Origin of the sequence: Streptomyces coffeae (assembly GCF_016741875.1) — a bacterium.
GTDB classification, from domain to species: Bacteria; Actinomycetota; Actinomycetes; order Streptomycetales; family Streptomycetaceae; genus Streptomyces; species Streptomyces coffeae.
Window position 1 is genome coordinate 62,390 of the sequence record NZ_JAERRF010000006.1, and the last position, 21,991, is coordinate 84,380.

At 72.0% G+C, this 21,991-nt stretch carries 16 protein-coding genes and 1 pseudogene; 7 read left to right on the forward strand and 10 right to left on the reverse strand.

Annotation, left to right across the window (positions count from 1 at the left end; genetic code table 11):
* The first annotated feature begins 292 nt into the window (after window positions 1–292).
* Entirely contained in the window at window positions 293–1,921 is a 1,629-nt protein-coding gene (locus JK363_RS11720; RefSeq protein ID WP_201874547.1) for an APC family permease, read from the forward strand.
* A gap of 188 nt (window positions 1,922–2,109) precedes the next feature.
* Here JK363_RS11720 and JK363_RS11725 read toward each other — a convergent pair whose 3' ends face one another.
* Window positions 2,110–3,153, reverse strand: a complete 1,044-nt coding sequence (locus tag JK363_RS11725; RefSeq protein ID WP_201874549.1) for a hypothetical protein — start codon at window positions 3,151–3,153, stop codon at window positions 2,110–2,112.
* A 56-nt stretch (window positions 3,154–3,209) separates the two neighbouring features.
* Window positions 3,210–5,567, reverse strand: a complete 2,358-nt coding sequence (locus JK363_RS11730) for a HelD family protein (RefSeq protein WP_201874551.1) — start codon at window positions 5,565–5,567, stop codon at window positions 3,210–3,212.
* Window positions 5,568–5,844: 277 nt separating this feature from the next.
* Here JK363_RS11730 and JK363_RS11735 point away from each other — a divergent pair, with 277 nt between their 5' ends.
* Window positions 5,845–7,194, forward strand: coding sequence for a diacylglycerol/lipid kinase family protein (locus JK363_RS11735; RefSeq protein WP_201874553.1), 1,350 nt, complete (start codon window positions 5,845–5,847; stop codon window positions 7,192–7,194).
* A gap of 80 nt (window positions 7,195–7,274) precedes the next feature.
* Here the strand turns inward: JK363_RS11735 and JK363_RS11740 are convergent, their stop codons facing one another.
* Both JK363_RS11740 and JK363_RS42255 read right to left on the reverse strand, forming a co-directional pair.
* Window positions 7,275–8,255, reverse strand: coding sequence for an ADP-ribosylation family protein (locus JK363_RS11740; RefSeq protein ID WP_201874555.1), 981 nt, complete (start codon window positions 8,253–8,255; stop codon window positions 7,275–7,277).
* 238 nt (window positions 8,256–8,493) lie between these two features.
* Window positions 8,494–8,730, reverse strand: coding sequence for an aldo/keto reductase (locus JK363_RS42255; protein WP_307821710.1), 237 nt, complete (start codon window positions 8,728–8,730; stop codon window positions 8,494–8,496).
* Window positions 8,731–8,737: 7 nt separating this feature from the next.
* Here JK363_RS42255 and JK363_RS42260 point away from each other — a divergent pair.
* The 3 genes and pseudogenes from JK363_RS42260 to JK363_RS11755 all read left to right on the forward strand — a co-directional run.
* Window positions 8,738–8,866: pseudogene (locus JK363_RS42260) on the forward strand (LysR family transcriptional regulator); the annotation flags it as partial.
* A gap of 132 nt (window positions 8,867–8,998) precedes the next feature.
* Window positions 8,999–9,478: a hypothetical protein gene (locus tag JK363_RS11750; protein ID WP_201874557.1), complete on the forward strand. Its 480-nt coding sequence runs from the start codon at window positions 8,999–9,001 to the stop codon at window positions 9,476–9,478.
* A gap of 112 nt (window positions 9,479–9,590) precedes the next feature.
* Window positions 9,591–10,208 (forward strand): CAP domain-containing protein, encoded by a 618-nt coding sequence (locus tag JK363_RS11755; RefSeq protein ID WP_236075698.1) that lies wholly within the window; start codon window positions 9,591–9,593, stop codon window positions 10,206–10,208.
* A gap of 54 nt (window positions 10,209–10,262) precedes the next feature.
* Here the strand turns inward: JK363_RS11755 and JK363_RS11760 are convergent, their stop codons facing one another.
* The 6 genes from JK363_RS11760 to JK363_RS11785 all read right to left on the reverse strand — a co-directional run bounded on the left by JK363_RS11760 (window position 10,263) and on the right by JK363_RS11785 (window position 18,781).
* The gene (locus JK363_RS11760; protein ID WP_201874561.1) at window positions 10,263–12,467 is read right to left on the reverse strand and encodes an ATP-binding SpoIIE family protein phosphatase; all 2,205 of its coding nucleotides are present in this window, start codon (window positions 12,465–12,467) and stop codon (window positions 10,263–10,265) included.
* 129 nt (window positions 12,468–12,596) lie between these two features.
* A complete protein-coding gene (locus tag JK363_RS11765; RefSeq protein ID WP_201874563.1) occupies window positions 12,597–13,070 on the reverse strand; it encodes a (2Fe-2S)-binding protein in 474 nt (157 codons plus the stop codon).
* Window positions 13,067–13,966, reverse strand: coding sequence for an FAD binding domain-containing protein (locus JK363_RS11770; protein WP_201874565.1), 900 nt, complete (start codon window positions 13,964–13,966; stop codon window positions 13,067–13,069). Before JK363_RS11770 ends, JK363_RS11765 begins: the two co-directional genes overlap by 4 nt.
* Window positions 13,963–16,380: a xanthine dehydrogenase family protein molybdopterin-binding subunit gene (locus JK363_RS11775; protein WP_201874567.1), complete on the reverse strand. Its 2,418-nt coding sequence runs from the start codon at window positions 16,378–16,380 to the stop codon at window positions 13,963–13,965. Before JK363_RS11775 ends, JK363_RS11770 begins: the two co-directional genes overlap by 4 nt.
* A gap of 333 nt (window positions 16,381–16,713) precedes the next feature.
* The gene (locus JK363_RS11780) at window positions 16,714–16,941 is read right to left on the reverse strand and encodes a DUF5133 domain-containing protein (protein ID WP_201875043.1); all 228 of its coding nucleotides are present in this window, start codon (window positions 16,939–16,941) and stop codon (window positions 16,714–16,716) included.
* A gap of 277 nt (window positions 16,942–17,218) precedes the next feature.
* Complete coding sequence (locus JK363_RS11785) at window positions 17,219–18,781, reverse strand: FAD-binding oxidoreductase (protein ID WP_307821690.1); 1,563 nt, start codon at window positions 18,779–18,781, stop codon at window positions 17,219–17,221.
* Window positions 18,782–18,840: 59 nt separating this feature from the next.
* On the opposite strand from JK363_RS11785, the gene JK363_RS11790 reads away from it, so the two are divergent.
* A complete protein-coding gene (locus JK363_RS11790) occupies window positions 18,841–19,533 on the forward strand; it encodes a TetR/AcrR family transcriptional regulator (protein WP_307821691.1) in 693 nt (230 codons plus the stop codon).
* A gap of 234 nt (window positions 19,534–19,767) precedes the next feature.
* Complete coding sequence (locus tag JK363_RS11795; RefSeq protein ID WP_201874570.1) at window positions 19,768–21,897, forward strand: SpoIIE family protein phosphatase; 2,130 nt, start codon at window positions 19,768–19,770, stop codon at window positions 21,895–21,897.
* Window positions 21,898–21,991 lie beyond the last annotated feature (94 nt).

Here is a 21,991-nt window from a genome sequence, read left to right on the forward strand (position 1 = left end):
CAGGTGCATGATCGCCACTGCTGCGGCGCTTTCGCCCCTCGTGGTGGAGCTGATGTCCAAGGCGTTCGCCCAGCTGCCGGACAGTGGGTAGCGGTGACCGGAAACCTGCATCCGGTGGCCGGGCCGGCGCTGCCCGGCCACCGGATGTGCACCGCGTCCCGGGATCTCCGCGCCGGACCCGGACACGGCGGGACGTTTCCCTGGAATCCGCACGTCGGACGGGATCCCTTCGACGGGGTGCGTTGCTTCGCGTGGCACGCTGGTGCGCGCAAGTTCCGCACCACCCGAGGAGATGTGCCACGTGCCGCAGAATCAGCCGGCGGAGTCCTTCGCCGCCCCGGTGGCGCTCGCCGAGGAGCGCAGACTCCGGAAGGACCTCGGATTCTGGGGGCTGACCGCGATCGGCTTCTCCAACATCCTCGGCTCCGGCTGGCTGTTCGCGGCCATGTACGCCGCCCAGGCCGCCGGGCCCGCCGCCCTGCTGTCCTGGGTGGCGGCGGGTGTGCTGTGCGCCCTGATCGCGCTGGTCATGGTGGAGTTGGGAGCCACCCGCCCGGAGGGCGGCGGTACCGTGCGCTGGCCGCTGTACGCCAGTGGACGGCTGGTCGGCACGATGATCGGCTGGTCCGTGGTGCTCTCGGTGGGCGGTACGGCGGCCGAGATCAGCGCCATCATGCAGTACGCCGCCCACTATGTGCCGGGGCTCTACGACCACGGCAGGCTCACCGCCTCCGGCCTCGGCGTGGCCGTCGTGCTGAGTGTGGGGCTGACGGCGCTCAACTGGTTCACGGTGCGGATATTCGCCCGGATGAACAACCTGGTGTCGGTGTTCAAGGTGGTCGTCCCCGTCGTCACCGTCGTCGCGCTGTTCCTGTCCGGCACCCACGGCGGACGCCTCACCGATCACGGTGGCTTCGCGCCGTACGGCTATGCGGCGTGTCTGACCGCGCTCGCCGGCGGCGGCATCGTGTACTCCGTCAACGGCTTCCAGGCCCCGCTGGACTTCTCCGGAGAGGCCCGCAACCCGCGGCGTACCGTACCGGCCGCGGTGCTCACCGGGATCGGCCTCGCCGTAGTGGTGTATCTCGGGCTCCAGTTGGCGTTCCTCTTCACGGTGCCCGAATCCCTGCTGGACCACGGCTGGAAGGGTGTCAACTTCGAGTCGCCGTTCGGTCAGCTCGCCCTGGTGCTCAATCTGCACTGGCTGGCCACTCTGCTGTACGCGGACGCCGTTGTCTCACCGGGCGGTTCGGCCTATGTGGGAGTGGCCATCGACGCCCGGCACACCTACGCCCTGGCCAAGAACGGCCTGCTGCCCCGCTTCTTCATGCGCATCGACCCCCGGTCCGGCATGGCACACCGGGCCCTGGTGCTCAACCTTGTGGTCATCGTGGTGTTCATGCTGCCGTTCGGCGGCTGGCAGGACATCGTGAGTGTGATGGGAGATATGTATCTGCTCATCTACGCGGCCTCGGCGGTGGCCGTCGCCGCCTTCCGCGCGCATGACCGGGAGCGGGGTGTGTCACGCGCCGAGGGGCAGGTGCCCGGGGTGCGCTGGATCGCCCCCGTCGGCTTCATCGTGGCCAGCGAGTTCATCTACTGGTCGGGCTGGCACGATCTGCGGCTCGCGCTGCCGCTCGTCCTGGCCGGTGTGCCCCTGTTCCTGCTGCAACGGCGCACCGCGGACGCGGTCCCGGTCCGGGACGAACTGCGGTACGGCGCCTGGCTGGTGCTGCATCTGGCCGTACTGACCCTGCTGTCGTGGCTCGGCACCTTCGGCGGCTCCGGGCGGCTTCCGGCGCCGTACGACTCCCTGGCGGTGGCCGCCCTCGCGTTCGCCGTTTTCTTCTGGGCGGTGCGCTCGGGCGCCGAACACCTCAGGACGGCGGCGCCCGCGATGTCCTCGGGACCGGCGGTGTGACCGTACCGACCAGGCGGGCGAGACCACGTTCCCCGAGTTCGTCCGGGGGTGCCGGCAGGCCGGTGTGGTCTGGTACGACGTGGATCTGCCCGCACGGCGGTGTGTGTACGACGGCGCCGGGGGCGAGAGCTGCACCGAGGACTACCCGGCCGTCTCCCCTGACCGCCCGCCGCCACCGGCCATCACACCTACTGGAGGCTCCAGCGGTGCGGATGGCCGGGATCGGCGGGGCAGGCGAAGATGTTCAGCTGACCCCACCGGCTCACGGTCACCTCGGTGGGCGTGGGCGACCGCAGATTCCTGGGCAGATCGCGCTCCTCCACCGGGATCCAGCTCCCGCTGCCGCCGTCCCACTCCGAGCTGGCGACGGTCAGCAGCAGCTCCATCGGTGTCGCACACGACGCGCAGTCCATCCGCGCGGGGTCGGTCACATGCCACGACGCGAACCCTCCAGCCCGCCAGCCGGGCGGTATCGACAGGTCGTACTGGTAGGCGGGCTCATCGGCCGGCTCCTCGCCGGTCGCCTCGTACTCGGCCTCCGCCGCCTCCTCGAGGGCGTCCTCCGCGCCGTCGATCCGGGCGCACAGCTCCTCGGGCAGCGTCCCGGCGAACGGATAGGTGACCACCTGCTCCGGGTGCAGCACACAGGGCTCGGCCACATAGCCCTCGAAACCGACCACCTCCGGCTGGGGCGGTGTGTCGAGCACCTCGGTGACCTCCCACGACCGGCGCCACAGCAGCCGCACCGACATGCCGTATCCGGTACGGCCGTGGCGGTCGAAGGGACACCAGAACACCTGGAGCAGATCGCGGTCGTCCGGCCCCGGACGCAGATCGGGGATGTCCCGCCGGTACAGCTGTGCCACGCCGAGCATCGGCAGCGGGTCGGTGTCGGCGATCCCCGCGACGTGGTGTTCACGGCGCAGCTCCGTCAGCAACTCCCGCTCCTCGTCCGTGGGACCGGAGGAGGGGTCGCGCGCCCACGCGTCGTCGAGGATCCGCCGCGCGCGGCGGATGTCCGCCGGGCGCCTGCCACGTCCCCGGCCGTGCGGTTCGGTGCACATCGGCCAGGGCTCGTCCACCGGCCACAGCAGCGGCCCGGCCACGGAACTCTCCGACACCCGCGGCGTACCCGGCCGCGGATGCAGCCGGGTCGTCGTACCACGGTGGACGGCCAGTCCGGGGTACAGCTTCTCGACGTCGAGCGGGCGTGGCGGAGTGGTCCTCGTCATGGCCGAACTCTAGGCCGCGGCGCCGACGTGCGTGTCCGCGGCCCTCGGGCGCACGCTCAGGGGACATCGGCGTACCCCCGCTCCCGGGCCTCCTTCACACCCGCCAGCATCGCGGGCAGCTCGCGGCTGTGCACCATGCCCAGCCGCTGGGTGGCCCGGGTGAGCGCCACATACAGATCCCGGATGCCATTGGGCGACTCGTGCAGGATCTCCTCCGGCTCCACCACCAGGACCGTGTCGAACTCCAGCCCCTTGGCCTGCTCCACCGTCAGCACCACACCCGGCATGCCCAGCGCCTCCGGATCGTCGGCGAGCGCCACGTCCCGCAACGCGACCAGGGCGCCGCCCAGGTCGCCCATCCGGGACCGGGGCACGATGACGGCGAGCCGTCCGCCGCCGGTCCCGGCGATCTCCCGCCCGACCAGCCGCGGCAGTTCACCGGTGAGGGCGGTGGGTTCGATCCGAAGACTCCACGGCGGCACTCCCGTTCTGCGGACGGCCAGCGGCGGCTGGAGCCGGGTGTCGATACTGCGCAGCACATCCGTGGTGATGTCCATGATCTCCGCCGGAGTGCGGTAGTTGACGGTCAGTTCCTCCTTGCGCCACCGGTCCCCGGCGTGGGCGTTCAGCACCTCCTCCCAGGAGGTGAGCCCGACCTCCGCACCGGTCTGCGCGATATCGCCGACCACCGTCATCGAGCGGCTGGGACACCGGCGCATCAGCACCCGCCACGCCATCGGGGACAGCTCCTGCGCCTCGTCCACGATGATGTGGCCGAATGCCCAGGTGCGGTCCTTGCGCGCCCGGTCCGCCACCGGCCGGTGCGGCGAACCGCCGTGGTGCTGGTCGATCAGCGTCTCCGGATCGACCATGCCGATGCCCATCTCGGTGAGGACCCGCTTGGCGTACGCCAGTTCCTCGGCCCGCTCCTCGGACGCGGCCCGTGCGGCGAGCCGTTCGGCGGCGGTCTCCACCGGTCCCAGCAGCTCGGCGGCCTCGTCGAGCAGGGGTACGTCCCCGGGGGTCCAGTACGGCTCGGTGTGCGGGGGCGGACCCGGCGGCTCGCGCAGCAGTGCCGTACGCTCCGCCTCGTCCAGACCGGGCGCCACCGCCGCCAGCCGCTCGGGCGCGGCGAACAGGTCCACCAGCAGCTGATGTGGTGTCAGCAGCGGCCACAGCCGCCGCAGCGCGGCCCGCACCTGCGGTTCGGACCGCAACTCGCGGGCGATGTCCGCCACGTCCTCGTCCCGCAGCAGCCCCTGGCCCAGCCGGCCGGCCATCCGCCGGGTCAGTGCGCCGATGACCTGGTGGACGAACACCGACCGGGCCTGGTTGTGCGGTCGGCGCTGCTCCCGCGCGGCCTCCCTGGCCTTCTCGGCCAGGGCGGGGTCCAGGCGCAGCACCTCCTCGTGCACGGTGCCTTCCCTGATGGTCAGCTCCCAGGCGGTCTCCGGGAGCCGCTGCCGCTCCCGCACCGCCTCGGCCAGCACCTCCACCATCCGCAGATCACCCTTGACCACCGCTGTCTCCGGCCGCTCGTGGGCCACCGCGTCAACGCCGGGGAAGAGCCGACCGACACTGGAGAGCAGTACGTCGTTCTCACCGAGAGAGGGCAGCACCTCGTCGATGTACCGCAGGAACGTGGAGTTGGGCCCGACCACCAGCACACCGCGCTTGGCCAGCCGTTCGCGGTAGGTGTAGAGGAGATAGGCGGCCCGGTGCAGGGCCACCACGGTCTTGCCCGTACCCGGACCGCCCTGCACCACCATGACACCCGGCAGATCGGCCCGGATGATCCGGTCCTGCTCGCCCTGGATGGTGGCCACGATGTCGCCCATCCGCCCGGTGCGCGTGGCGTCGAGTGAAGCCAGCAGCGCCGCCTCGCCGTTGAGAGTGCCGCGCCGGGCGTCGCTGAGCGTCTCCCGGTCGAACACATCGTCGTCGAGGGCGACGACCCGCCGCCCCTTCGTCCTCAACTGCCGACGCCGCACCACACCCTGCGGACTGGCCGGTGTGGCGCGGTAGAAACCCTGTGCGGCGGGCGCGCGCCAGTCGAGCAGGATGGGCTCGTGCTCCTCGTCGGAGAGCCCGATCCGGCCGACGTAGAGGCGCTCGCCGTCCTCCGTGTCCAGCCGTCCGAAGCAGAGTCCGTGCTCGGCGGCGGACAACTGGGTCAGCCGGCGCGCATGGTGCGTTTCCATCGCGTCGCGCTCGGACCGTCCCTGGTGGGTGCCACTGGCGTCCTGCCGCTGGGTTTCCCTGAGTTGGGCGCCGACCCGGTCCCGCAGGCTGTCGAGCCTCCGGTACAGGGCGGAGACATGGGTGTTCTCCGCCGCAAGCTCCCGATGGCGGACGGTGTCCTCCGTCCCGGGCTCATCGGCGTCCCCTGGCTCCAACCGGAATCGATCCCCCATGCCTATCCTTTCGTCCAGTGTGCTCGTCTGAGCACCGTGATGCGCCCCGCAGGCAGCGGGACCCCGCTCACCGGATTCACCCCGCCGCGCCGCGCACGCCCGGATGCCGTCCCCCATCAGGATGCGCTCCGATGCCGGAAATGATGCGCGTCCCGGGTGCCGGGTGTGTGCTGGGACGGGCGGCACCTCGGCTTCCGCGCGTACGTCGCGCACGGCGTGTACCTTGCGTACGGCGCCGGACCGGATCGTGCCGGGGCGGGCCGCTGTGGGAGGTCCGATGGGCACGGCTCTGGGCGGGGGAGGCCCCGCGGCCCCGCGCTGGAGCGCACGGCTGGCGGTGGTGGCGGGCGCGGCGGCAGTGCTGATCCTCCTGCTGTTCGCCGGGCTCAGCAGTGTGCTCCTGGTGGCGGTGGGCGTGGCCGGGATGGTGCTCACTGCCGTGGGCGTGTGGTGGGCGCTGGTGCACCGGGCTCTGATCCGGGTGCTTGCCCTCGCCCTGGCCGTCGCGGCGCCCGTGGCGGTCATCGTGCTGTACGCGCTCGCCGGACTGCTGTGGGTGGTCCTTGTCTCGCTCGCCCTGTGGGCGCTGGCCGTGTCCACCGGCCGGGCCGCGCTGGCCGCGGACACCGGACCGGCCCGCACCGCGGAACGCCCGGCCACCCCACCGCGGCGGCCGTTCCTGATCATGAATCCGCGCTCGGGCGGCGGGAAGGTCGGGGCCTTCCACTTGGTGGAGAAGGCGAAGGCGCTCGGCGCGGACGTCGTGGTCCTGGACCCGGCCCAGCCGCGGGACGTGGCCGCACTGGCGCGGCAGGCCGCCGACGAGGGTGCCGATCTGCTCGGAGTGGCGGCCGGTGACGGAACACAGGCCCTGGTCGCGGGAGTGGCGGCCGAACGCGGACTCCCCTTCATGGTGATCTCCGCCGGAACTCGCAACCACTTCGCCATGGACCTCGGCCTGGACCGGGACGACCCCGCCACCTGTCTGGAGGCACCCACCGACGGGGTGGAACTCCGGGTCGACCTGGGCTACATCGGTGAGCGTCCGTTCGTGAACAACGCTTCCTTCGGCGCCTACGCCTCCGTCGTCCAGAGCCCCGCCTACCGCGACGACAAGCTCCGTACCACCCTCGATCTGCTGCCGGACTTTCTCACCCATCACACCGGACCACGGCTGACCGTCCGGGTCCGGGACCGTGTCGTCGACGGGCCGCAGGCCGTGCTGGTGAGCAACAACCCCTACCGGATGGGCGATCCGGCGGGCCTGGGGCGCCGGGAAGGACTGGACCGCGGTGTCCTGGGGGTGCTGGCCGTCACCGTTGACAACGCGGCGCAGGCGGCCGGAATGCTCCGTGGCCGCCAGGCCCCCGGGCTGACCTCGCTCACCGCCCACGACGTGGTCGTGGACGCCGACACCGCCGCCGTCCAGGTCGGGGTGGACGGTGAAGCACTGACCCTGCCCACACCCGTGCGGTGCCGGATCGCGCCACGTGCCCTGCGCCTGCGGCTGCCCCGCCACCGCCCCGGCACCCCGACCCGCAAACCCCCGATGGACTGGCGGCGGGTACGGCATCTGGCGCTGTCCATGGGGCGGACCGCGGCCGGGCACGGCCCTGCCCGACCCTGAGCCGGGTGGCCGAAGGAAAGCCGCCATGCACGGCGCGGCGAGCGACCGCCGCGCCCGGCGGAACATCTGACGCCGCGCCCTCACACCCCGCCGGTGTCCAGCACATCGACCCGGGGCAGATCCCGGTGCCGGTGGTGTGCCTCGGCGATCTCCACCAGTGAGGTGCGGCCCAGCGCCCGGTACGCCGCCACGAGGAGGGTGTTCGCCTGAGCCTCCCGGGTCTTGTCCCCGGCCGAAGCCCAGTGCAGATCACGTCCCAGCACCAGGGCCTCCGCCGGATCGCCGTCCGCACACCACCGCAGGGCGTCCGCCACACCGGCCTCCACGGCCGCGGCGTCCTCGAACAGCCCGTACATGTACTGCGCGAACCGGTACTCGTCGGCGCCCTGGTGCGGCGGCCGGTCCAGCGCCGTCCGGCCGGCCACCAGCGCGCCCCCGGCGTCCAGTGTGGTGATCCGGTCCGGGTCCTCCGGCGGGAGACCCGTGTCGTAGGTGTTGCTGTAGGCGAGGCCCACCTCCGTGCGGTCCCCGGTCTCGAGTGCGGTCAGCGCCTCGCGCATCCGCTCCAGCCCCGACATCCGTGCGGCCAGGTACGCCGCGTCCGCGTCATCGTCCGCGAGGTCCCGCCAGTGGCGCTCGAGCTTGGCGCGCAACGCCTCCAGAGGTGTCCGCCACCTCCGGTCGAGCCCACCGCCGTCATGGGTGTAGTAGGAGGCGACGCCGTCGCAGGTGCGGCCGTCGTCGAACCACAGCCCGTAGTGCAGGCCATCCGAGCCGCCGTGCAGGAAGGTGAGGAACTCCGGAGGGTCGCGGTAGTAGCGCCCATGCGCCCGCACATCGATGCCGTCGCGCGCCGGGAGCCCCGGATCGGCGCACAGGTCGGCCACTCCGGCCGCGGCCACGTCCATGTCCGCGAGCGCCTGCCGCTCAACGGGTCCGAGCCCCTCGAGGAATGTCCAGAACCGGAAGAACGACTCGGGCAGGGTGAGACCCCATTCCCGCAGCACCCGGTCCGCAACATCGACCCGTCGCCGCTCGTACGGCATCCGCTCCCCGGGCATCGCCCCTCCCTCGTATCGGCAACCGACGACAACGCCGGGCCGAGGCCAGGGCCCGTCGTCAAAGGGGCCGCCCTGCTCCCGACGCCTGGCACGGCGCCTCGCTGCGTTGTCGGAGTCGCCCGAGTACGCCCGGTACGAGGGCGATCCTCCGCCTTGCGATCTTCCCCCAGCTACCGCTGGGAGGTGCCCCCTGCCCCAGACGCCGCTCGCGGCCGGATGCCCCCTTTGACAACGGACCCTAGCGGACCGGTCCGTACGACCGGTCCGCCGGCCCCGGCCGAACGGTGCGTGCGCCCAGGATCACCGAGCTCACGCCGGGACGGGCCAGCACCCACGCCAGGGCCACCTGGGCCATGGAGACATCGCGCTCCCCGGCCACCGCCCGCACGGTGTCCACCACGTCCCAGGTGCGCTCGACACGGCCGCGCCGGTCGTACGCCTCGGACGCACAGGCCGGGGCGATCTCCCATTCGATCTCGCAGGTCTCCCAGTCGGGCCTGTCGGCCTCGGTGCGCGCGCTGGAGCGGGAGCTCGGCGCCCCGCTGTTCGTCCGCACCACCCGGAGTGTGGAGCTCCCCGGTGCCGGCCGCGCCCTGCTGGCGCGCTTCCGCGCCCAGCACACCCATGTGGAGGTCCGGCTGCGTTCGACCAGCGGCGGCGCTGGCCCCCGGACGCTGCCGGACTGATGGACAGTAAGGAGATCCGCTCGCACACTGTCCAGAACTCTCCTCCCAGGAGGCGTCGTGGCTGTGCGGATCTGTTCGCTGATCGTCGATGTGCCGCAGCTCGTCCCGGCCGACGGCACATATCACGTGGTGCGGTTCCCCTACGGCCGTGAAGAGTCCTACGACCCGGACAATATGCATCCGGCCCGCCAGCCGGACGGCCACATCGTCGGCAAGTGGCGCACCGACGACCGCTCGGGGCTCATCTGGCCGTCGGTGGACGGCTGGGGCGCGCTGACCGCGATGGTTCAGTGGGAGAAGGGCACCTATACCGAACTGCGGGACCGCTTTGTGCGCGATCCGCTGGGGCTCTCGACGGGCGCCGACGCGACGGCCACCGATCACCGGCCGCCGAGCCCCGGAATGCAGTGCTTCACCAAACACCACCAGATGTTCGTCCATCCCGACGTTCCGCTCGCACTGGTGGTCGCGCACAACGACCGCCGCGCGCGCAGGCTGGTGTTCGCCGAGTTCAAACTCGCCGTCCACGGCGCCTGACCGATCGCCACCGTCCGGGGAATCGCCCGAACGGGTCGCCCCCGTACCCTCGTTCGTGTGTCGCGGCCCGAGCCGCCGACGTCCCGTGAGCGTTCCCGCCACCATGAGCCCAATGAAGTGTTCAGCCACAGCACAGGTACAGGGGCACGGCCCGTCCGGATCGAACCGGGGGCCGGCTCCGGCCGGCCGTTCCGTTTTTGTCGCGGTCGCCGTGACCGGCGGCATCGTCATGGGCGCGCTGGGCGCCGGTACGGCGTCGGCCGCGCCCACGTCCGCGCCGGACTCCGCCCGGGCGGCGCCCGGGCGCGCGGCGCATACGGGATTCCCCACCGTCGGCGCCAGGCGGGCGCGGTATGTCCGCCACATCATCCGCACGGTCAACATCGCCCGTGTGCACCATGGATGCGCCCCGCTCCGGTTCAACAAGGCCCTCCAGAAGGCCGCTCAGCGGCATTCCGCCGATATGGAGCAGCGCGGGTTCTTCGACCACGTCAACCCCGACGGCGCCGAGCCGGAGGACCGGATCACCGCGGTCGGCTACGAGTGGACCGCCTCCGGGGAGAACATCGCCTCCGGCCAGGCCACACCCTCGGCCGTCATGCGCACGTGGATGAGCAGCCCCGGACACCGGGGCAACATCCTCGACTGCGATTTCCAAGAGCTCGGTGTGGGCGTCGAGTTCGGCGCCGGAGGACCGTGGTGGACCCAGAACTTCGGCAGCCGCGGCTGATTCCGGGAACACCTCACCGATGCCCGTTACCCGCCGGTCCGCGAGCGCGCCTCCTCAGGGGAGGGGCAGCTCGAACCACACCGACTTGCCGCGGCCGCTGGGGCTGTTGCCCCACGCGGCGGCCAGGGCCTCCACGATGACGAGGCCGCGTCCGTGCTCGGAGTTGTCCTGCACCGAGTCCGAGACGGTGATCGGCGCGGGCATCGGTGGGCGGGGGTCGGAGTCCAGGACCTCCACCCGCAGCCGGTCGGGGTACTCGCGCAGCCGTACGTCCACTTCGCTGTCCGCGTGCATCAGGGCATTGGTCACCACCTCGGTGGTGATCAGCTCGAGATCGTGGGAGATCGCGTCCCAGCCCCTGGTGCGGGTGTAGTGGCGCACGAACTCCCGGACGTCCTTGACGGAGCGGAGGTCGTGCCGCTGGACGAAGACCCGGCTGACGTGCTGGCGTGAACCGGGCAGCACTCCGGCGTAGCGGGCCAGCAGCAGCGCCGCGTCGTCGCCGCGGGCCCGCTGGGGCCCGGTGTTCTCGATGATGCGGGTGGCCAGGTCCTCGAGCCGTTCGTCCCGGGTGGCCGCCATGGCCTCGCCGAGCAGGTCGCCGGCGGTGCCGAGATCCACGGCCTGGGAGTGCACCAGGCCGTCGGTGTACAGCGCCAGCACCGTGCCGTCCGGCAGTGGTTGCTCCATGGACGGGTAGACGGTGTCGGGCGCGACGCCGAGCGGCAGTCCCACCGACATCTCGGGGACGACCACGTGGTGGTCCGGGTGGCACAGCAGCGGCGCCGGATGGCCCGCGCTGGAGATCTCGGCCGTACCGACGTCCAGGTCGAGCCAGACACAGCAACAGGTGGCGAACAGCTCGGTGTCCAGTTCGGCGAGGATCCGGTTGGTGCGCTCCAGCAGGGCCGCGGGGCGGTGTCCTTCCGCCGCGTACGCGCGCACCGCGCTGCGCAACTGGCCCATGCAGGCCGCCGCGTTGGGGTTGTGGCCCTCGACATCGCCCATGACCAGCCCCACGTTGCCGTCGGGGAGGGTCAATACGTCGTACCAGTCGCCGCCCACCGCCGTGCCCGCGGTGGCCGTGACGTACCGGGTGGCGATGTCCAGATCCTCGCGGTGCGGAAGCCGGGCGGGCAGCAGCCCCTGTTGCAGCTCGCGGGCGAGCCGGTGCTCGTTCTCGAAGTGGAGGGCACGCTCCACGGCCGGGGCCACCAGATCGGCCATGGTGACCAGCGTCGACCGCTCCTCGGCCGAGAAGTGGCGGGGGCCGTCGAAGCCCAGCGCCAGGGTGCCCGTTCGCAGACCACCGCTGATCAGGGGGAGCAGGGCACACGCCCGGATCTCCTGGGAGGCGCCGTCGAACCGGGCCTCGGCCAGCATCCGTTCGGACTCCAGGAACGTGGGGGCGTCCACGGACAGCGGTGGCATCCCGGGGGTGTGGTCGTCGGGAGAGGGCGGCGGAGCCCCCGCGAGGGCGTGGGCGACATCCCGCGGATAGCCGCTGTAGCCCAGCAGGGCGGCCTGGCCGTCCTGGTGGACGGAGACGGCCATGCCACGGGCGCCGAAGGGCCCCATGATCCGCGACGCCACCACATCCAGCACCTCCTGACTGCGCACCGCGCGGTTGAGCCAGGAGGCCAGCTTGTAGATCTGGTAGAGGAAGGTGATGTTGGCGGACTCCGGTGCCCACTCCTGGCCCACCCGGTCCGGTACGGCCTGGAGGAACTGCGGCATCGGCAGGGTGGTGCGTGGCGGGGAGGCGATCCCGGACTGCACCAGCTCCTGGGCCAGATCCTTGGCGATCTTCTCGCAGCGGTCCAGTTCATCGGGTTGCAGCGCCCGCGGCCCGAGCGGCGGAGCCCAGATGACGGTCAGCACCCCGTATCCGCGTCCCGAGCTCCGGATCGGGGTGGAGGCCACCGTGTACGGGAAGGGCATCGTGACGTCGAAGCGGGACGGCGCCGCATTGTCGAACTCGGTGAAGGTGGACACGTACTGGCGGCCGGTGCGGTGGGCGGTGGCGGATGCCAGGCGCGCCGTCACCGGCATGCGCTCGATGGTGGTGAAGATCGACAAGGGGCGGCCCACCACCACCGCCGAGGCCAGACTGCGCCCGTCATCGACGGGGACCACCACGATCGCCGCGGTGGCCCTCAGCTCACGGGCCGCCTGCTGGAGTGCCTGGGCGAACACCGATGTGACGCGACCGGTGTCGGAACCCGTCGCCTCTGGTCGGCTGTGGTTGCGCTCCTGCATCGTGGCACTCGACGTTTCCTAGCGGGTTTTCCTGCGAAAAATGCCCTCTCTACAGGTATACAGCGGGTCACGGGCCGTCGTGGGCGGGAGATGGGCCCTCTCGCCGCTCCTGGTGCGGCACCGGTCACCTCATGGGCCCCCGGTCTCCCCGGCGGCCGAGGCGACGGCGCGCACGATGGCCTGGTAGCCGGTGCAGCGGCACAGATTGCCGGAGAGCGCGGTGCGGATGTCCTCCGGCGAGCCCGCCGCGTGGCGGCGCACCAGGTCGTACGCGGTGATCAGCATGCCCGGTGTGCAGAAACCGCACTGGAGGGCTCCTTCGCGGGAGAACGCCGCGCGCAGGCGGTCGGCGTCGGCTCCGGCCAGGCCCTCGCCCGTGACCACCTCCGCACCGTCGCATGTCGCCGCCAGGGCCAGACAGCCCCGTAGGGGCAGCTCGTCGACCAGTACGGTGCACGCCCCGCACACCCCCTCCTCGCAGCCGAGGTGGGTGCCGGTCAGCCCGAGGCGGTCACGCAGCAGATCGGCGAGACTCGTCCGCGCGGGAACGGTCACGGTGTGCTCCGTACCGTTGACCCTCAGGCGCAGTGACACCTGGTTCATGGCGCCCTGCCCTCCTCCGTGCCCGCGGACCGGCCCACCCGCTCGGCGCGGTGCAGCGCCCGGCACACCGTGGCCGCGTGGATGCGCAGCGTGTGGCGCGCGGTGTGGTCCAACGCCCCGTCGACGGTGCCGAGATCCTGGGCGACACCGGGCAGCACCGCCGCCACGTCCAGCCCCGCCGCGGGCCGGCCGGTGAGCAGCAGCTCGGTGGCGGGCAGCCGTACCGGTGTCTCGCGTGCCGCGCCGAGCCACAGCGCCACCTCGCACAGTCCGCCCCGTGCGTCGGTGTCGAACAGGACCACCGCGAGCGACGCGGCGAAGGAACCTCCGGCACCGGCCGTCTTGTACAGGCCCCACCAGCGCCCCGGCATCAGTCCGTGCACCTCGACGGCGACGACGATCTCATCGGCCGCGAGAGCGCTGCGGAACGCGCCCCGCGGCAGCTCACGGGCGGGAAGCGAGCGGACACCGCGTGCCCCGCACACCTCCACGGTCGCGTCCAGGGCGGCGAACACCGTGGGCCACTCCGCCGCCGGATCCGCGTGGGCCAGGCTTCCGCCCAGCGTGCCGCGGGTACGGACGGCCCGGTGGCCGATACCCGCGGCGGCTCGTGTGAGCAGACCCCCTCCCGCGTCGGGGACCAGTCCGTCCTCGACCATCTGATGGGTGGTGGTTGCTCCGTAGCGAACGCCCCCGGCCACCCGCCGGGCGCCCCGCAGGGTGTTGATGCCGGTGATGTCCACCAGGTGCTCCGGTGTGATCCGGCGGGCGTTCAGGTCGGGCACCAGGCTCTGCCCGCCCCCCAGCACCCGGGCGCCGTCGCCCAGACCGGCCAGCAGCGCCACCGCCGCGGACACTCCGCCCGGCCGGTGATACGTGAGCTCCGCGGGCTTCACGGCGCCCCCGCCCGGCCACCGGCCCCGGTGTCCACGGGCGCGTGCGGGGGACCGGGCGCCGGCGCGCGGTCGAGCGCGGCCCACACCCGGGCGGCCGTCATGGGCGTCCGGTCGATCCACGCGCCGAACTCCCGCAGCGCGTCGGTGATCGCGTTGCCGATCGCGGCGGGGGGAGGGATGGCCCCGCTCTCTCCCACGCCCTTCATTCCGAGGACGGTGTGCGGCGACGGCGTGCGAAGGTGTCCGACCCTGATCTCTGGGACGTCGATCGCTCTGGGCAACGGATAGGCGCCGAGTGTGGTGACGGTCGGCCTGCCGCTGGTGTCATGGGGGATCTCCTCCATCAGCGCGGTGCCGATCCCCTGCACGGTGCCGCCGATGATCTGACCGTCGACGATCAGCGGATTGACCACCGTGCCACAGTCCTCGACGACCGCGTAGTCGAGCAGCTCCACCTCACCGGAGTCCAGGTCGACTTGGACGACGGCCGCGTGCGTACCGTAGGCGAACGCGCCGGTCTGCACCTCGGGACGGTAGTAGTAGGTGACGTCCAGGCCGCCTTCGACACCCGGGACATGGTCGGGTGTCAGACAGAACTCCCGGGCCACGTCCGGGAGGGTGCGCTCCCCGTGGTGCCCGACCACCGAGCCGTGCGCCAGCCGCAGCTGCCCGGGCGGCTCGTCGAGCAGCACCGCCGCGATGCTCCGGACCCGCTCCGCCAGCAGGTCGGCGGCCCCGTACGCGGCCCCGCCCGCCATCACCATCGTGCGCGAGGCGAAGGTGCCGTCCCCGCGCGGTGTATGCGCGGTGTCGCCGTGGCGCACCGCGACCCGGTCCGGGGCGATGTCGAACACCTCGGCCACCATCTGCGCGAGGGTGGTCTCATGCCCCTGACCCTGGCTCTGGACACCGACGCTCAGCGTCAGACTGCCCGTGGCGTCCATGACCAGCCGGGCGCCCTCGACACCGAAGGTGACCGCGAGACCGCGGGAAGCCCATTCGAGACAGCCGTGCGCCGTCTGCTCGGTGAACGAGCCGTACCCCACACCGATACGGGTGCGTGCGTGCGGATCGATGGCCCGCTGTCGTGCGCGCACCCCGCGGTGGCCGATGAGTTCGCTCACCCGCCGCACCGCCTCGGGGTAGTCGCCGCTGTCGTACACCTTGTGGGCGACGGAGGTGTACGGCATGGACTCCGGGCCGACCATCGCGCGCATCCGCATCGCGTACGGCTCGATCCCCAGTTCATGGGCCAGATCGTCGATCAGGCGCTCGATGCCGAAGCAGGCGGCCGGCCGGGCCACCCCGCGGCAGGGCCCCAGGGGTGTGGTGTTGCTGGCCACACTGCGCGCGGTGTAGCGGTAGTTCCGCACCCGGTAGGGCCCGGGAAGCATCGCCGAGGCCATCGAGGCGTCCATCGTGGCCGTCCAGGGGTGCACCGAGTACGCACCCGCGTCGACCACGATGTCGGCCTCGAGCGCGAGCAGTTCGCCGTCGGCCGCCGCGTGTCCGGTGAGCCGGTAGTGGTGGTCACGGCCCTGGGTGGTGGCCACCATCGCCTCCGCCCGGTCCTCGACCCAGCGCACCGGATGGTCCAGCCGGGTCGCGACGGCCGCGAGCGCGATCTCCTCGGGGTACACCGTGCACTTCGCCCCGAACCCGCCGCCGACGTCCGGCGCGATGACCCGCACCCGATTGCCCGGCATACCGAGCAGCTCGGCGATCGTGTCATGGATCAGGTGCGGGGTCTGGGTGGACGTCCACACCACCAACTGATCGTCCGTGCGGTCGTAGTGCGCGATCACCCCGCGGGTCTCCAGCGGCAGCGGCGACTGCCGGCCCACGGTGTACTCCCGGGTGACCGAGACCGCCGCCCGCCGCGCCGCGGCGTCCACGTCCCCGACGCTGCCGGAGGTGGTCGCGTAGATGTTGTCCGGCCACTCCCGGTGCACTCGTGGCGCACCGTCGGCCAGCGCGGCGCGGTGGCCGACGACCGCGGGCAACTCCTCGATGTCCACGGCGATCCGCCGGGCGAGATCCTCCGCCGTCGCCCGGCTGTCGCCGATGGCCAGCGCGATCGGCTCACCGACGTAGCGCACGGTGTCCACGGCGAGGTTCGGCAGCGCCGCGGCCCGGTATCCGGGCAGCTTGGAGGTGGCCACGAGCTGCCGCGCCAGTGGAGCCAGATCGGCGGCGGTCCACACCTCCGTGGCGGACACCCCGTCCGGGGCACGCACCGACCGCAGCCTGCCGTGCGGCACCGGGCTGCGCACCACCGCCACATCCCGTGTCCCGGGAAGCCGCACATCGGCGAGAAACCGCCCGTGACCAGCGAGATAGCGGGCGTCCTCGAGCCGCGGGCAACCGGCGCCCACGCCGTGCCCGGTGTTCCGCAAGGGAGGCTTCACATTCATCCCGTACCGCCTGCACCTCTGGAATCCCAGGCTATGACACTCCCGGTGCCGTGGCGGGTGCAGCGAAGAATAGTGTGCCAAGCGGTTCGCGGTGTCACGGCCCAGCGGCCCCGCGAACCGCGTCAGCCAGGATCGTCACTCGGCAGGGCGCCCCGTCTCAGTGTTCGGAGCACTGCATAGCGTGACGTCATGACCTTCGCCCTTGATCTGCCGGACAGACCCCTGGCCACCTCCGCGCTCGACCTCGTGCGCACCTCCGAGAGCGCTCCCGTGAAGGCGGCGCCGCTACGCTCGAGGCTCTCGATCCGAGCCCCGCGGATGCCCGCGGCCCGCTCAGGTGGCGACGGCGGAGTCGTCCTCCGCCCGGGCCCCGGGCAGTTGGTGGCGGGCCGCGATCAGTGCGGCGTCCACGTCCCGGGTGCCGGTGGAGACACACAGGGTGTACGCGAGGTCGTCCATCCGCTGACGCACGTCGGTGCCGCCGTGCTCGGCGTGCAGCACCCGGAGGGCTGTGTAACTCTCGATGAGCCGGTGAAGCACGACGGGGTGGGCCATCAGCACGGTGCGGTCCTTCCTGTCGACCATGTCGGGCAACGGTCCGCGTACCCCGGTGGGGAGTTGTCATGCGGAGCCGTTCGCCACCGCGTGGTGACCAACCCGCTTCCGGCCAGGCTGTCTCACCCTTGACTCAGGACCCAGCTCGAAGTGCGGCGTGGTATCTACCCGTTCGGCGGCGCCACCATTCGGCCATCAGGCCGCCGCCGAGCGGCTCACCGAGGATGTGGCCGCCCTGTTCCGCACCGCGGACGCCACCGAAGGGGGCGCCTCCCGCGAGGGATCAGCGCACCAGCACACCCGGGTTGAGCACACCGCCGGGGTCGAGGGCGCGCTTGGCCGCGTCGAGGGCGAGTGCGAACGGTCCGGGCCGCTGGCGGTCGTAGCCGGGGCGGTGGTCACGGCCGACGGCGTGGTGATGGGTGATGGTCGCGCCATGGGCGTCCAGCACCTCACACGCCACCTGTTTGATCTCGTCCCACATCGCCACTTCCGCACCGGGGCGCCCGGCCGCGATCACCGTGATGTACGGGGCGGGCCCGTCGGGGTAGACGTGGGTGAACCGGCAGGTGATCCTGGCGGGCGCCCCGGTGACCTTCGCCACCGCGGCGCCGACCTCCCCGTGGATCGCCTCGTACAGGTCCTGCGCCCTGTCCCAGGTGCAGGCGGTCTCGAAGGTCTCCGCGATCGCGCCCATCCGCGCCAGCCCGTCCCGGATGTAGGGCATCCGCAGAAATGCCGACCGCCACGCCGCCACCGAGTCGCCGGTGCCGCCCTCGCTCCGCCGGGCGGTGCCCCCGTGGGCGCGGGCCACCTCGAGGGCCTGGGTGAGCGGGCCGTCCACCGGGTGGTGTGCGGACTCGAAACCGAGGACGAGCACACTGCGCCCGTCCGGATCCGCTCCGGACAGCTCGGCCTCGCCCGGATCCAGCAGTCGGCAGTTGGCGGGGTGCAGCCCGGACTGCGCCAACTGCCGTACGCACTCCATGGCTTGGGTGAAGTCCTCGAACGTGACCGATGCGGACGCCTTGTGGCGCGGTGGGTCCTGGAGGCGCATCCATGCCTCGGTGATGACGCCGAGTGTGCCCTCCGAGCCGAGGAACAGCCCGTCGGGTGAAGGACCGGCACCCGACCCGGGAAGCCGCCGTGATGCGCTGATGCCGACCGGGGTCACGACTCTCAGCGATTCGGTGAAGTCGTCGATACGGGTGTGCAGGGTGGCGTAGTGGCCGCCCGCGCGGGTGGCCAGCCAGCCGCCGAGGGTGGAGAACTCGAAGCTCTGCGGATAGTGGCGCAGTGTCAAGCCGTATGCGCGCAGCTGCTCCTCGAGGACGGGGCCGAGCGCGCCCGCCTGGATACGAGCCGCGCGGCTCACCCGGTCGACCTCCAGGACGCGGTTCATCCGGGTCAGATCGACGGAGAGGACGGCCGGGTGGCTGTCGCCCCGGTACTCCACACCACCGACGACGGAGCTTCCTCCGCCGTAGGGGATGACCGCGATCTCCTCCCGGGAGGCCCAGTCGAGGAGGTCGACCACGTCCTGTTCGGACTCGGGGAAGGCCACCAGGTCGGGTATCCGGCCGAGTTTGCCGCGCAGCGCCCGTACGACATCGCGGTACGCCTTGCCCATGGTGTGCGCCACGCGGTCGGCGGGCTCGGCGGACACGACCGCGGCGAGCGAGGCAGGGGCGGTCAGCCGGGGTGCGGGCGGCGCCACGTCGGTGAGGGCCGGTACCGGGAGCGGAGCCGCCGAGGTGCCGGGCACCAGCGCGCCCAGGCCGACGCACTCGGCGTCGCTCAGTGCGTCCTGCTCCCAGCCCCAGCCCCACCACGATCTGGTCTTCATGGATGCGCCTCCCAGGAATTTACCCATCGGTATATTACCTCAAGGTAAGATCGAAGCTCATGGCGAGCACAAGAGGGCGATCGGCGCGGTCGGGTTCATCGGGGGCGGCGGCCGCGGCCGGCGCGGGCTCCGCGAAGGCGGGCTCGAAGGGCATGCCCCGGCGCCGCCGGGAGGAACAGATCCTCGCCGCCGCCGTCGAGGAGTTCGGCACCCGCGGCTATGCGCAGGTCTCCATGGCGGACCTCGCCGGTGCCATCGGAGTGACCAAACCGCTGCTCTACCAGTACTTCGGCTCCAAGGACGGGCTCTATCTGGCGGCCCTGCGCCATATCGGCGACCGGCTGACCGCGGCGATCGCCCAGGCGATGGACGGGACCACCACCCCCGACACCCCGGTGGCGGTGCTGCGTGCGATCTTCGAGGCCCTCGAGGGGCAGCGCCAGGGCTGGTTTCTGCTGTACGACCCCACGCTCCCGGACACCGGGGAACCGGCCGGGACCGCACACCGGTACCGCGGCGCGATCGACCGCATGGCGGCTCGTGGCACGGAGGATCTGCTGAACACACGGGGGTTCGACGACCCCCGGGACGCGGCCGCCCTCAAGCATGTGTGGACCGGCGTGGTCGGCTCCCTGGTGGTGTGGTGGGCCCGCCATCCCGGGGAGTCGGCACAGGACATGGCGGAGCGGTGCGAGCGCCTGTTTCTGGCGGCGCTAGGCGCGGGCCGCGCGGCGGAGGAGCGGCGGCCGTAGTCCGGATCGGTGCACCGGACGGGCCCGGCAGACGACGCCATCTCCTCGCACACGCCCTCGTGTCCGGCGTCTATCGGCCCAGCCGGAAGGTCACCGTCGACACCAGCGCGTAAGTTTCCGGGCACCTTCTGTGATCCCTTTCGGCACGGGGCCGAAAAGCGCAGACTGGATCAGGAGGACCCCTCTTCGAGGGCGACCAGGTCACTGCGTTTCGTGAGCGCGGAGGGATGACCGGTGCCAGCAGACCGGCGGAGCGACGAGGCGGGGCGAGGGCCGCTCTGGTCAGAGCCGGGGACGCTGCTGGAGCGCGTGGCGGTCGCCGTGTTCGCCGTCGACGAGACCGACCGGATCTGCTACTGGGGGCCCGGCGCGCAGGACCTCTTCGGCTACCGCGCCCGGGAGGCGCTGTCCCAGCCCGGCGAGATGCTCTTCGTCGGCCCGGACGACGGATCCGCGGGGCCGTGGTCCCGGCTGGTGGAGCGGGGCCGCACCGAGGGGTACTGGCGCGGCCGGGCGCGGGCCCGCCACCGGGACGGCAGCTCCCTCGACGCGGCGTTCCGGGTCTTCCCGGTGACCGGGGTCGGCGGCCGGGTGGTGGTGCTGGTCCTCGGCAGCCGGGGCGATGAACTGGACCGGGTGAAGACCAATCTGGCCTTTCTCGACGTGCTCTTCCAGAGCTGTCCGATCGGCTTGGTCATGTTCGACGAGGACCTGCGCTACGCCCATGTCAACCAGACCCTCGCCGACATGGATGGACTTTCTGTCGAAGCCCACCTCGGACGCCATGTCGACGAGGTCGTCATCGCCTCGGACAACGGTGAGTACGCGGCCATGCTGAGCGCCGTGGCCGAGGTGGGGCGGCCCATCGTGGGCACGCTGGTCGGAGTGCGTACCAAGGGGCACCCCGACACCGACCAGGTGTGGTCGGTGAGCCTGTTCCCCCTCTCGCGCCCCGGTGGCATCCGCTTCTTCGGCGTCGGCGGGGTGATGGTCGATGTGACGGACCGGGAGCAGGCCCTCGTCGAGGCGTCCGCCGCCCGTCAGCGGCTGGCCCTGCTCGACCGGGCGACCGCGCGGATCGGCACCACGCTGGACACCACGATCACCGCGCAGGAGGTGGTCGACGTCACCGTCCCGGACTTCTGCGACGGCGCCGTGGTGGAGGTGATGCGGTCTCCGGAGGAGGGGCTGACCTTCGACCCGGACCGGCCCCTGGTCACCCGCCGGATCGCCGCCGAGACCATCCTGCCGCCGCCCGCCACCGAGCTCGTCGGCGGGAAGGAGGTGGTGACGTATCCGCCCGGCTCGATCATCCACGAGGTGCTGCGGACCGGACGTGCCACGCTGGCCCGGGTGGACGAGGACTTTCTGACCCACACCGTACTCGTCGAGGAGCGCGCCCGGCTGCTGAGCGCCAGCGGCCTGACCAGTCTGCTCTTCGCGCCCCTCATCGCCCGCAAGACCGTCCAGGGCATCGCGGTGTTCGGGCGGTCCGCGGCCCGGCCGGTCTTCACCGAGCAGGACCGCGGTCTCGGCGGGGAACTGGCCTCCCGGGCCGCGCTGTGCCTGGACAACGCCCGGCTGTACAACCAGGAGCGGGACATCGCCCTCAGACTCCAGCGCGCGCTGCTGCCCAGCTCCCTGGCCGGCAGCCCGTATATGCAGCTCGCCCACCGCTATCTGCCCGGCGGGCGCATCACGGAGGTGGGCGGTGACTGGTACGACGTGATCGGTCTGCCCGCCCATCGCATCGCCCTCGTGGTGGGCGACGTCATGGGCCACGGCATCCCCGCCGCCACCGCCATGGGACGGCTGCGCATCACCGCCAGCGCGCTGGCCCGGCACGACCCGGAACCGGATGAACTCCTGGCCGAACTCGACCAGTTCGCCCGTGAGTCCGACATCGAACTGGCCACCTGCCTGTACGCGGTCTACGACCCCACCACCGGACACCTCCGCATCGCCAGCGCCGGACACCCCCCGCCGCTGGTGCTCTGCCCGGACGGCCGGGTCGAGCCGCTGGACGAGGTGCTGGGCGTACCGCTGGGCATCGGCGGCTGCCGCTTCCGTACGGCCGACACCGAGCTGCCCGAGGACTCCGTCCTCGTCCTGTACACCGACGGGCTGATCGAGGGCCGCACCCACGACGTCGAGAAGGGCCTCGACGCGCTCCGCTCCGAACTGCACCTGGCCCCCGAGGCGTTGGAAGCCGCCGCCGACCGCATACTGGACCACATGGTGCCCGGGGATCCGGCCGACGACACCGTCCTGGTCCTGGCCCGGCTGCACCGGACGCCCCGCCGCGCACGCCCCGCGGCGCGGCGCTGGCGGCGCTTCCGGACCGCACACCACACCTCACGTTGAGTCCGGCTGCGGTACAGTGACCGGGTCCTGTTGTCTCCGATAGAGGTGGACGTTGCGCATCTGAGGTCCGCGATCACCGCGCGGTACGGCATCG